The 11411-nt window shown below is 59.5% G+C and carries 10 protein-coding genes; 8 read left to right on the top strand and 2 right to left on the bottom strand.

Annotation, left to right across the window (positions count from 1 at the left end):
• The first annotated feature begins 20 nt into the window (after positions 1-20).
• Together WAW39_RS26780 and WAW39_RS26775 are read left to right on the top strand one after the other, a co-directional pair.
• Complete coding sequence (locus WAW39_RS26780; RefSeq protein WP_422322224.1) at positions 21-1073, top strand: type IV pilus twitching motility protein PilT; 1053 nt, start codon at positions 21-23, stop codon at positions 1071-1073.
• Between the two features lie 17 nt (positions 1074-1090).
• Complete coding sequence (locus WAW39_RS26775) at positions 1091-2185, top strand: type IV pilus twitching motility protein PilT (RefSeq protein ID WP_422322223.1); 1095 nt, start codon at positions 1091-1093, stop codon at positions 2183-2185.
• Positions 2186-2253: 68 nt separating this feature from the next.
• Here the strand turns inward: WAW39_RS26775 and WAW39_RS26770 are convergent, their stop codons facing one another.
• Entirely contained in the window at positions 2254-2433 is a 180-nt protein-coding gene (locus WAW39_RS26770; protein WP_395730891.1) for a hypothetical protein, read from the bottom strand.
• Positions 2434-2576: 143 nt separating this feature from the next.
• On the opposite strand from WAW39_RS26770, the gene WAW39_RS26765 reads away from it, so the two are divergent.
• Genes WAW39_RS26765 through WAW39_RS26750 form a run of 4 tightly spaced genes read left to right on the top strand, consistent with a single transcriptional unit; the run spans position 2577 to position 6806 of the window.
• Positions 2577-3920, top strand: a complete 1344-nt coding sequence (locus tag WAW39_RS26765; protein WP_422322222.1) for an L-lactate MFS transporter — start codon at positions 2577-2579, stop codon at positions 3918-3920.
• A gap of 6 nt (positions 3921-3926) precedes the next feature.
• Positions 3927-4046, top strand: coding sequence for an MFS transporter small subunit (locus tag WAW39_RS26760; protein ID WP_422322221.1), 120 nt, complete (start codon positions 3927-3929; stop codon positions 4044-4046).
• A 27-nt stretch (positions 4047-4073) separates the two neighbouring features.
• Complete coding sequence (locus tag WAW39_RS26755; RefSeq protein WP_422322220.1) at positions 4074-5372, top strand: FtsX-like permease family protein; 1299 nt, start codon at positions 4074-4076, stop codon at positions 5370-5372.
• A gap of 39 nt (positions 5373-5411) precedes the next feature.
• Entirely contained in the window at positions 5412-6806 is a 1395-nt protein-coding gene (locus WAW39_RS26750) for an FtsX-like permease family protein (protein ID WP_422322219.1), read from the top strand.
• Here the strand turns inward: WAW39_RS26750 and WAW39_RS26745 are convergent.
• Positions 6803-8617: a DUF3592 domain-containing protein gene (locus WAW39_RS26745; protein ID WP_422322218.1), complete on the bottom strand. Its 1815-nt coding sequence runs from the start codon at positions 8615-8617 to the stop codon at positions 6803-6805. The genes WAW39_RS26750 and WAW39_RS26745 overlap by 4 nt on opposite strands.
• 57 nt (positions 8618-8674) lie before the next feature.
• Here WAW39_RS26745 and WAW39_RS26740 point away from each other — a divergent pair, with 57 nt between their 5' ends.
• A complete protein-coding gene (locus WAW39_RS26740) occupies positions 8675-9352 on the top strand; it encodes a TIGR02206 family membrane protein (RefSeq protein ID WP_422322217.1) in 678 nt (225 codons plus the stop codon).
• A 120-nt stretch (positions 9353-9472) separates the two neighbouring features.
• A complete protein-coding gene (gene speA / locus WAW39_RS26735; protein WP_422322216.1) occupies positions 9473-11410 on the top strand; it encodes a biosynthetic arginine decarboxylase in 1938 nt (645 codons plus the stop codon).
• The last annotated feature ends 1 nt before the right edge of the window (position 11411 follow it).

The raw sequence follows: 11411 nt of genomic DNA, 5'->3' as shown, positions 1-11411 counted from the left end.
CCGCTAGCTTGATCACAACCATGGCAATTACCATCGACGACATCCTCCAAGCCGCTGAAGAGCATCAGGCGAGTGATATTTTCCTGCAGGAAGGCGAAGTGCCGCGAATGAAGATCGCCGAACAGCTCATGATTTTTGGCGATGATCCGCTGCTGCTGCCGCAGATGGCCGGGCTCTGGCAGGCCTGTGGCGGTGACACGCTGAATGACACAGACCGTGACTCTGGACTGCTCTCCCGCACGCACACACGCTTCCGTGTCAACCTGCACAAGGTGCTGGGCCGCATGGCTGCCGTACTGCGCCGCATCCGCACAGATATTCCTGCCATGCAAACCCTGGGCGCGCCGGAATGGCTGTTGCAGCGCTGGGCGCAGAAAAAAAACGGCATGATACTCGTCACCGGTGCCACGGGTCAGGGGAAATCAACCACACTGGCGGCGCTGCTGCAGTGGATGAATGAAAACATCGCCCGTCACGTGGTGACGATCGAGGATCCAGTGGAGTACATCTTTACCAACAACCGCTGCCTCTTCACCCAGCGTGAGGTAGGCCGCGACACACCCACGTTTTCCCGTGGCCTGCGCAGTGCCATGCGTCAGGCGCCGGATGTGATTTTTGTGGGAGAAATTCGCGACCACGAAACAGCTTTCACCGCGCTCCAGGCTTGTGAAACCGGCCATCTCGTGCTCGCATCAATGCATTCCGCCACCGTCTCCGACACAATGGAGCGTTTTGTAAACATGTTCCCACCGGATCAAGTCGGCATCGGTTTGCACCTGCTTTCACATCAGCTGATCGGAGTCTTGTGCCAGAAACTCGTCCCGAACGTCCAAGGCAAGCTCTCCATGCTGACAGAATGCCTGGAAAACGGTGGAGCCGTGCGTGACTGGATCGCGAAACGAAGCGTCGCGGACATCACAGACTACATGAGCCGCGGCACCGATCCCAATACGCGTACCTTCCTGCAGTCCATTATTGCAGCCTACCAGGGGGGCATCATCTCAGAATCTGAAGCCATCGCCTCCATAGGCAACGAGGCTGAATTCCGCCGCGCCGCGCGCGGCATCTCCTGACCACTCTTCCCTCATCCATGCGCGCCCACGATCTCATTGAATATCTTGTCATGGTCACGGACCAAGGCGGCTCGGATTTGCACCTTAGCGTGGGTGCCGCGCCCACAGGACGCATCAGCGGCCAGCTCCAGCCACTGACGGATGAACTCCTCGACATCGGCGACATTCGCGACCTGGTTTTTGGCGTCTTGAAAGAAACTCAGCGTGTTAAACTAGAACAAGACTGGGAACTGGATTTCGCCATTCAGGTGGCGAATCTGGGACGTTTCCGTGGCAATGCCTGCTACGTGCTTGGGCGTATCGAAGCCTCCTTCCGCTTTATTCCCGAGGTGATCCCTGAGCTGCGCGATCTGGGTCACGGTCCAACGGTGGAGAGCTTCTGCACCCTGAGCAGCGGCATGATCCTTGTCACCGGCACCAGCAATGCCGGCAAGACAACGACCCTGAGCTCAATGACGCAGCACATCTCAAGATCACGTCGGGTCAACATTGTCAGCATCGAAGACCCCATTGAGTACGTTTTCAAACATTCGCACAGCCTCATACGCCAGCGCCAGCTGGGCAGCGACACACACTCCTTTGCGCAGGCCCTGCGCAGCGCGCTGCGTCAGGATGCGAACGTCATCGTCATCAGTGAGCTGCGCGATCTGGAGACCATCAGCACCGCCCTGACCGCCGCCGAGACCGGTCACCTCGTCATCAGCACCCTGCACACCCAGGACGCCCCTTCGACCGTCATGCGTGTGATGGATGCCTTCCCGGAAGACCAGCAGGATTTCGTGGCATCGCAGCTGGCCAACTGCCTGAAAGGCGTGATCTGTCAGAACCTGATGCCACGGCTTGATCAGGACGGCCGGGTGATGGCCTCTGAAATCATGGTCAACAATCCGGGCATCGCCTCCTGCATCCGCTCCCGCCGGCTCCAGCAGCTTCCCAGCCTGATTCAAATCGGTGCCAACGACGGCATGCATACCATTGATGACAGTGTGACCCATCTTGCCATCCATGGCTTCATTTCCCTCGATGATGCTCTTCTGCGCGCACGTGACAAAGATTTCGTTCTTGCCGGCTATGAACGCAAGATGCGTGAGCGAGACGGGCGACGCCGCTGAAGCATTAAAAAGCGGAACCAGTTTCCCGGTTCCGCTTTCAAACGCTGATCGTCTCAGCGCCGTAGTGACTACTTGTTCTTGGCGTCGAACTTGGCTTTGCACTTTTCGCAGCAGAAGGCGACGGTTTTGCCGTCTTTGCCGGTGCTGGTGATGCTGGAGTCAGCAGGCTTGCCGCTGATGGGGCATTTGTCGGCGGCCATGGCGACCGAAGTGAAGGAGAGGGCGCAGATGGTGAGCAGTGTTTTCATCGAGGTATGTTGGTATGGGTGCGGCCGGTGAAATGACCGGCCAGTGCTCGAAACGTATGAAACCGGGCGTTTCTTGTCGATCTTTGAGCTTTCCTTGTCCGACCCGCCAGGAAACCACCTGCGGCCTCCTACTACCTACAACCATGTCTTTCCTCTCCCGTGAAGCCACCGTCGCCAGCCCTGGATTCAGCCGCTGGCTCGTTCCGCCTGCCGCCATCGCTGTTCACATGTGCATCGGGCAGGTGTATGGATTCAGCGTTTTCAAGAAGCCGCTCGCCAAAGCACTGGGCATCACAGCTCCCAGCGCTGGTGATTGGAGCGAAGCCGATGTCGGTGTGGCTTACTCGATCGCGCTTGCCCTGCTCGGTCTGTCTGCGGCGTTCTTTGGCAAGTGGGTCGAGCGCAGCGGTCCGCGTAAAACCATGCTCGCCAGCATGCTTTGCTTTTGCAGCGGTCTGGTTCTCACGGCGCTTGCCGTGCGGTGGCACCAGCTCTGGCTGCTGTATGCAGGGTATGGGTTGGTCGGCGGCATCGGACTGGGACTGGGGTACATTGCTCCGGTTTCCACCTTGATGAAATGGTTCCCTGACCGTCCGGGCATGGCCACCGGCATGGCAATCATGGGATTTGGCGGCGGTGCGCTCATCGGCGGCCCGCTGGCGGAGGAACTGATGAAGCGCTTTGCCACGGCCAGCTCTGTCGGGGCCGCAGAGACGCTGCTGGTGATGGCGGGTCTTTATGCCATCTCGATGTCATTTGGGGCTTTGATCGTCCGAGTGCCGCCGGAAGGCTGGAAGCCTGCTGGCTGGGTGCCGACGGAACATGGGTCAAAACTGGTCACGACGGCAAACGTCGCCGTGGACACCGCCTGGAAGACACCGCAGTTCTGGATGCTCTGGGTGGTGCTCTGCATGAACGTGAGCGCTGGCATTGGCATCCTCGGCCAGGCCTCGCCGATGATTCAGGACATGTTCAAAGTCACGCCTGCGGCTGCAGCCGGATACGTCGGCCTGCTATCGCTCTGCAATCTCGGCGGCCGGTTTTTCTGGTCCTCCATGTCCGATCTGATTGGGCGAAAGGGCATCTACTGCATCTACTTCATTCTCGGGGCCGCCTTGTATGCCAGCGTACCGTGGATTCAGGGCCAGGGCAGCGTGACGCTCTTCGTCGTGGCCACCGGGCTGATCCTCACGATGTACGGCGGTGGTTTTGCCACGATCCCGGCCTACCTGCGCGATCTCTTTGGCAGCTATCAGGTCGGCGCGATCCATGGCCGTCTTATCACCGCCTGGTCGGTTGCGGCGATTCTTGGCCCCCAGCTCATGGACCGCCTTTCCGTGGTGAACAAAAAAGTCATGCCGCCCGAACAGGCCTACAACTCGATCTTTCACCTCATGGTCGGACTGCTCGTCGTCGGTTTGATCTCCAACCTGCTCGTCCGCCCTGTCGATCCCAAGCACCACCTTGCTGAAAACGCTCAAGCCTGATTCGCCATGAAAGCTCTCACTCTCCTTCTCGCCTGGACCTGGATCGCCGTGCCGCTCGGCTGGGGCGTGTATCAGTCCGTGCAGAAATCGTTGCCTCTGTTTGGCATCACGGCAGTTGCGAAGTAGCGCGGGCATCGCTTTGTTGCGCCCCACATGCTCTCGAACGTCACCTTCTTTCTCGCCCGCCGCTATCTGCGTGCGAAGCGTTCGTTTGTCTCGGTCATCACCGTCATCTCGATCCTCGGTGTCGCGGTCGGTGTGCTGATGATGATTGTGGTCAGTTCGGTCATGAAGGGGTTTGAAGGTGAGTTCCGCAAAACACTCATCGGTTCAGAGCCTCACATCCTGCTGCAACCGGAGGACAAAAAGCCCACGGATGCCAAGTCAGCAGCCGACGTGCTCGCAAAAGTGCGCCAGCAGCCGGACGTGCTCGCCGCCAGCAGTTACATCGGCAGCGCGATGTTTGCCGAGCACGATGGCCAGCAGTCAGGAATGGATGTTCTCGGCCTGCCGGAAGATGGCGCGAAGTTTTACATGGCCAAGGTCGCCAAGCACAAGGCCGAAGGCGTGCTGGAGCTCACTCCGGGCGGTGTGGTCTGTGCCGATTATGTGGCGGGCGGACTCAATGCCCATCCGGGAGACGCCATCAGCGTCTATGCTTCCAAAAATGTCACCAGCGCAGTGAAGCGTTTCCGCATCGCCTCGGATGAGCAGGACGAGACGAAACGCCACGCCGCCTATGAGGAGATCAAGCTGAATCCCATGGAGATCAAGCTGCTGGGCACCACGCGAATGGAATCCGCCGGCACCTACGGCTACGTCACTCTGGAAACGGCGCAGAAGATCTTTGGCTTTGGCGAGAAGGTCAGCGGGGTGCTCATCGAACTGAAGCAGCCGGGCGAGGTCAAGGAGGTGATCAAACGCTTCACCGCTGCGGGAGTCGTTCCCGCCACATGGGGCGCCTCACTTTGGACCGATGCTGGGGATGCGCGCCTGGCCGCGATGAGCAACGAACGCGTGATGATGTGGATCGTCCTCCTGATCATCGCCGTCGTCGCGGCATTCTCGGTCATGAACACGACCATCACCGTCACGACCCAGAAGCGGCGCGAGATTGGCGTGCTGACCGCGCTCGGTTCGCGGCAGAGCCAGATCATTGGCATCTTTGTCTCGCAGGCCGCCTTCGTCGGCATCCTCGGAACGCTGGCGGGCCTCATACTCAGCGGACTCGTGCTGCAGTACCGTGATGAAATCCGCATGGGCATCGCAGTCCTAAGCGGTGGCAGCGCCAACGCCGACTCCGGCATGTTCCTCGCCACCATTCCGGCACAGATCGAACCGTGGTTCATTATGGTCACCTGCATCGGTTCCATCACATTCTGCCTGCTGGCCGCCTTGCCCCCCGCCTGGCTGGCCTCACGCGTGGACCCTGCGGTGGCGCTGCGGGACTGATCGGAATTGTCCTCAACCTTCACGATTTAAAGCCCCCCAATGACCAGCGCCCCCATCTTCCTCGCCCTGCGCTACCTGCGGCCCACGCGCTCGTTCATCTCGGTCATCACCGTGATCTCGATGCTCGGTGTCATGCTCGGCGTGGGTGTGCTGGTCTTTGTGATGTCCGTGTTCAGCGGCTGGCAGCTTGAGTACCGGCAGATGCTCATCGGCTTTGAGCCGCATGCCATGGTGGAGCCTTTGGGTCCGATGGAAGGTGAACTTGGCGGCCCGAAACCGGTTGATTGGCGCGAGCTTCAGAAAAACCTCGCCAAGCGTCCTGAAGTCGTTTCTGCCGTGCCGGTGGCGGACAGAACAAAGGAGGGCCGCCTCGGCATACTCGTCGTTGAAAATGACGCCAATCTTCAAGGTGTCAGCGTCATCGGCATGACCGATGACCAAGACAACGCGCTGTTGCAAAAGCTCAAGAAGCACATCAAGACGGACGCGTTGGGTGACACCAAAACCATCAACGAAAAAGGTGAGGCCGTGTACCGGCAGGGGAAATTCGATCTCAGGGACGACACCATTGTCCTCAGCGACAAGTTCGCGAAGGAGATCGGTGCAAAGGTGGGTGATACGCTCGTTGTGCACGCCGCAGAAAGCGTGAACCAGTTCATCCAAAAGTACCGCGAGATCCCCGAAAATGAAGACAAGAAAAAGCGCGCCGCAGCTCTCGACGACGTCACCATCCTGTCAAAGGACCTCAAACTCATCGCCACGCTGCGTGAAGATACCGCTGGAAAGCGTGGCTACGTGCCGCTGCATGTCGCGCAGGAGTTCTTCAACCTCGACAGTGACATCAGCGGCATCGAGCTGGAACTGAAGGATCCGGACAACGCCGATCATGTCATGATCAAGATGTACCAGTCCGGCGCACTGCCGGAAAACTGGGATTACCACACCTGGGAGCAGGAGCACGGCATGATGCTGGAATCCGTGAAAAACCAGGAGACGATGATGTGGTTTTTGCTGCTGTTCATCATGCTCGTGGCCGCCATATGCGTGATGAACACCACCATCACCGTCACCGTGAAAAAGCGCCGCGAGATCGGCATTCTCACCGCTCTGGGCACGCGTGCGTGGCAGATCATTGCCATCTTTGTCGCCCAGGCGGGCATCGTGGCACTCGTCGGTGCGGTGGCCGGGCTCGCAGGAGGCTTCTTCTTCCTCAGCATCCGCAACTGGCTGCGCGATCAGATCTCCAACATCACCGGCCGCGACATCTTTCCGCAGGACATTTATTTCCTCTCCAGCATCCCCTCTCACATCGATCCAGAGAAGATTCTTGCCATCTGTGCCACCGCCATCGCCCTCTGCCTCATGGCCGCGCTGGTTCCTTCATGGTTCGCAGCACGTGTGGACCCTGCCGTGGCATTGCGGGACGGTGGTTAGGCTCGGCGCGGAAGATCATTCTGCTTTCGCCATTCATCAAGCCGCCGCGCCAGCGTCTCCGCAGTAACGGATTCGGTGATGCCATCAACAAGGGTTTTGGTTTTGCCGAAGATCGTCTCCGCACGCACGCGGTAGTAGAACTTGTTGCCTGCCTGCGTGTTGGAGTCGTGGGTGAAGCCGGTGATGTGGCGGGGCTCGAAAATCTCCTGCCAGGAATAAAAGGGCCCCATACGGTTCAAGATGCGCAGCTCGCGTGCATTGATCTCCAGGCGGAGGCTGTGCAGCAGCGTCCATGCGCTGCCCACGAGAATGAGCGGCGAGGTGATACCCCAGAACAGCCGGAAGATCAGCGGTGCCCCCTTCGCCTGCATGAACAGAAAGCCCGCAGACCAAATCAGGCCAAACAGCAGCAAAAACAGGCCCACATACAGATTCCGCCCTGCAGGACAGTCGATGAATGTGGGCATGCCGCCGGCATCCATCTCCATCTCAATGCCTCTGGCCTTCAAGCGCAGGAGAAGATCATCCGTGCTCAGCAGCGGAGCCGGCTCCGGCTGCGCGAAGGCGGCTCCCTCCTCACCTTCAGCGTCAGCGGCTGCAGTCGCCGAAATAAACACCGGCAGCGGCAGCACCACCGGCCTGCCCCCCTGGCTGGAGCTGATTTCCAGCGTCCATACATGTTGCTCTCCCTCTGTCGAAACGATGGAAGCCTCGTTCACGGCAGCACATGGCAGTCCGCGGGGAATGTCAATGCGCAGCGGCAGCGCCACGCCATCCACATCCCGCCGCGCCTCCGCAGCAGACAGCGTTGTGGTGTGCTCCCAGATGGTTTCCTTCGCGGTGGCGTGGGAGTCACCACTGTTGCGCGTGATGTGCCTCTGGCAGAGCACGCGCACGGAAAGGGTGCTGAGAGGAGAAAGCGCCTTGGAAAACCGCAGCTCGCCCACCAGTGGATGTCCTGGAGAAACTGGAACCTGCTTGAGCTGCAACACAGGGCGGCCAAAGACCATCTGTGACTTGATCCGTCTCCAGGCAAAGAGAAGCGGAATCAAAGCAAGCGCGACGGGAATCAGCGTCAGCAGCGCCAGCGCCGATTTGACGATTTCCCCTCCCAGAATCACCGCAAGGGCCAGCGGCAGCTGCACTAGGAGAATCCAGCCGGCGACTCCCAGAATAAACGGCAGAGGGTTCGGCTCTGGATAAATATTCTCCCTCAGCCACTCGGGACGCCAGCACCACGGAGCACCGGGATACTGTTCTCTGAGCCGCGCAATCTGCGCCGTCCTGCGCGACTGTCGCCAGCCACCGATAGAAACCAGGCAGCCTGCCAGTGGGAAGAGCGTCGGAAAAATCGACATCAAGAGCAGCAGTCCCCAGCGGAGATCGCGAAACAGCACGGTCTGCTCCGGGTTGGATGGATTCACAAAGCAGCGAAACGGCCGCTTTTTGCCCTTCGCCGACTGAAGCTGCTGGAACGCCTGCTTCTGAAAATCCCCCATGTTGTCGGAACCACCGAAGAAGCTCACCTCATCGCCATGGTAGCTGCGCCGGCCGAACTCATAGCGATAACTGGCCTCAACACGGTAAGTCGTACCACCTTTGTTACCAGACGAGGTCTTGAGTTCCGCAGTCTCAATCCAGCACGGCACTTCCACCCAGCTGCGCGAGGCCCACCATGAACTGATCGCCGGAAAATAGAGAAACACACCGACGGCTAAGCCGGCCAGGATGAAGGGCAGACCAAACAGCACAGCACAACCTCCGGTGAGCTGTTTCGTGGAGCGGGCCGCAGAACGATTGGAGCGTAACATGCCCGCAACATGCCACAAACCGACTGACTTCCGCAACTTCCGCGTATGATGGAGCCCATGCCTCCCGCCTTTCATCCTTACGGCCCATCCCACAAGGCGGTGCTCGCCATCACGCTGGTACTGTTCATCGTGATGCTGCTGCTTTCCCGCACCCGCTGGGCCTTGCTTTCACAGCGCGTGCTTGGTACCATGCTGCTGGCCTTGTATCCTCTGGGACTGGCAGTGCACGCCACTTACGGCTCGCTCAGTGTGTACACGGCGCTGCCCCTGCAGTACTGCGATGTCGCCACTCTGGCAGGTGGCATCGCCCTATGGACGCGCCGTCCGTTTTTTTGTGAGGTGGTGTATTTCTTTGGCATCGCAGGCACCCTTCAGGGACTGCTGACCCCCGCCCTGATCTATGAGTTTCCAGACCCGCGTTTCTTTTTGTTTTTCATCATGCACGCCGGAGTGCCGATCACAGCGATCTACGTCGTCACCGCCATGAAGGTTCGCCCGCGCCCTGGGGCCGTGCTGCGCATCATGACCTTCTCCGTGGCCTGGTATGCCGTGATCGCCGCCGTGAACTACGCCATCGGCGCCAACTACGCTTTCCAGTGCTCCAAACCCGTGCAGGCCAGCCTGTTTGACCAGCTCGGACCGTGGCCGTGGTACAATCTCACCAGCATCGGTCTTGGCCTCGTCTTTTACTCTCTGCTTTACATCCCTTTTGCCTTCCGCAGGGCCAGAGACTGACGCCCCGGCCCTCCCCGTGCGTTTTGGCCGCGCCGCACCTCTCCGAGATGTCGCTTTGCATTTCCAAATTTGCCCCCATAATCGCGGCCCTTGAAAGCCCCTCCAACCCAGCCCACGAAAATGAAAAACCCCACATGGACCACCGACGACAGCGCCGAGCTTTATGGCATCCGCGAATGGGGGCATGAGTATTTCGACATCGCGAAAACCGGCGAGGTCGTGGTCAAACTCAAGGACGGCAAGAAAACCAAGTCCGTCTCCCTCGCATCCATCGTCAGAGGTCTGCGCGAGCGCGGCACCCAGCTGCCACTGCTGATCCGTTTCGGCGATCTGCTGCGCTGGCGCATCGACGAACTGAACGAAGGTTTCGCCTCCGCGATCAAGGAAGGTAAATACCAGGGCGTCTATCGCGGCGTTTACCCCATCAAGGTGAACCAGCAGCAGGAAGTCATCGAGGAAATCACCCGCTACGGTCGCAAGTATCACTACGGCCTCGAAGCCGGCAGCAAGCCGGAGCTCATCGCCGCGCTGAGCTACATGCACGATCCGGAAGCCTACATCGTCTGCAACGGCTACAAGGACGAGGAGTTCATCGACCTCGCGCTCTACGCGCAGAAAATGGGCCTGCAGGTCATCCTGGTCCTGGAAATGCCGACGGAACTGGACTTGATTCTGGATCGTTGTGAGAAAATGGGCGTGCGCCCGACTCTCGGCGTGCGCTTCCGCCTCAGCGCCGAAAGCGCCGGCCACTGGAGCGGCTCCGGCGGGGATGCCAGCATGTTTGGCCTGAACATCTCTCAGCTCATGCACGTCGTGGACAGCCTCCGTGAAAAGGGCATGCTCGACTGCCTGCGCATGCTGCACTACCACCAGGGCTCGCAGATTCCAAACATCCGTGCCATCCGCCAGGCGGTCACCGAAGCAGCGCGTGTTTACGTGGGTCTGGTTCAAGAAGGTGCGCGCATGGGCATTCTCGATCTCGGCGGCGGTCTAGCCATCAGCTACGACGGCCTCAAGGGTGCCAGCGAAGCCAGCAGCAACTACGGCACCAAGGAATACTGCGCCGACATCATCGAGGCGATCACCGAAGTCACCGCCGAAGCTGGCGTGCCGCATCCGGATCTCATCACCGAATCCGGCCGCGCCATCGTGGCCTACTACTCCGTGTTGATCATCAACATCCTCGATATCAACCGTTTTGAGCCGCGCAAGGGCGTCGCCGATTTCGATCTCGACAAGGATGCCCCGCCCCTCCTGCGCAATCTTTATGAGCTGCGCCTGGATGCCGAAAAGCATGCCTCCAAGACCTCCCGTGACCGCCTGCAGGAGATCTACAACGACGCCATCTACTACCGCGACAAGCTCCGCAGTGAGTTCAATTACGGCAAGGTCAACCTGCGTGAGCGTGCTCACGGCGAGGAGCTCTACTGGGACATCCTCACCTGGGTGGCCAGCATGAAGGAAAGCTGCGATCACGATGGGAGCCAGATGGATCGTCTCGACACGATCATGACCGATTTCTACTACGGCAACTTCAGCGTCTTCCAGAGCCTGCCTGACCTTTGGGCCATCGACCAGATCTTCCCGGTCATGCCGATCCACCGCCTCAAGGAGAAACCCACGCGCAATGCCGTGCTCTCCGACATCACCTGCGACAGCGACGGCAAAATCGACAAATTTGCCCACTCCCACGGCATCAACTCCACCCTCCCGCTGCATGATCCGCAGATCGAGAAGGGCCACGAGTACATGCTCGGCATCTTCCTCGTCGGCGCGTATCAGGAAACCCTCGGTGACCTCCACAATCTCCTCGGCGACACCAATGTCGTCAGCGTCCGCGTGGAAAACGGCAAGGTGAAATACAGCCGCGAACTCGAAGGTGACAGCGTCGCGGAAGTGCTCACCTATGTGGAATACGATCCCAAGGACATGCTCACCCGTTTCCGCAACCTCGCTGAAAGCGCCGTTGTGTCCAAGCGCATCACCGCCACCGAACGCCGCGAGATCATGGAAAGCTTCGAGGCAGGTCTGCGCGGCTACACGTATTTCGAGAGCTGAT

It is taken from the genome of Prosthecobacter sp. (assembly GCF_049294395.1).
Taxonomy (GTDB): Bacteria; Verrucomicrobiota; Verrucomicrobiia; order Verrucomicrobiales; family Verrucomicrobiaceae; genus Prosthecobacter.
Note: the sequence above shows the minus strand (reverse complement) of the source record. Positions and strands in the feature narration are given on the sequence as shown.

Excerpts from the sequence above, each read along its gene's own strand:
- WAW39_RS26780 (WP_422322224.1), top strand. The coding sequence starts at position 21 with ATGGCAATTACCATCGACGACATCCTCCAAGCCGCTGAAGAGCATCAG.
- WAW39_RS26775 (WP_422322223.1), top strand. The coding sequence starts at position 1,091 with ATGCGCGCCCACGATCTCATTGAATATCTTGTCATGGTCACGGACCAA.
- WAW39_RS26770 (WP_395730891.1), bottom strand. The coding sequence starts at position 2,433 with ATGAAAACACTGCTCACCATCTGCGCCCTCTCCTTCACTTCGGTCGCC.
- WAW39_RS26765 (WP_422322222.1), top strand. The coding sequence starts at position 2,577 with ATGTCTTTCCTCTCCCGTGAAGCCACCGTCGCCAGCCCTGGATTCAGC.
- WAW39_RS26760 (WP_422322221.1), top strand. The coding sequence starts at position 3,927 with ATGAAAGCTCTCACTCTCCTTCTCGCCTGGACCTGGATCGCCGTGCCG.
- WAW39_RS26755 (WP_422322220.1), top strand. The coding sequence starts at position 4,074 with ATGCTCTCGAACGTCACCTTCTTTCTCGCCCGCCGCTATCTGCGTGCG.
- WAW39_RS26750 (WP_422322219.1), top strand. The coding sequence starts at position 5,412 with ATGACCAGCGCCCCCATCTTCCTCGCCCTGCGCTACCTGCGGCCCACG.
- WAW39_RS26745 (WP_422322218.1), bottom strand. The coding sequence starts at position 8,617 with ATGTTACGCTCCAATCGTTCTGCGGCCCGCTCCACGAAACAGCTCACC.
- WAW39_RS26740 (WP_422322217.1), top strand. The coding sequence starts at position 8,675 with ATGCCTCCCGCCTTTCATCCTTACGGCCCATCCCACAAGGCGGTGCTC.
- speA (WP_422322216.1), top strand. The coding sequence starts at position 9,473 with ATGAAAAACCCCACATGGACCACCGACGACAGCGCCGAGCTTTATGGC.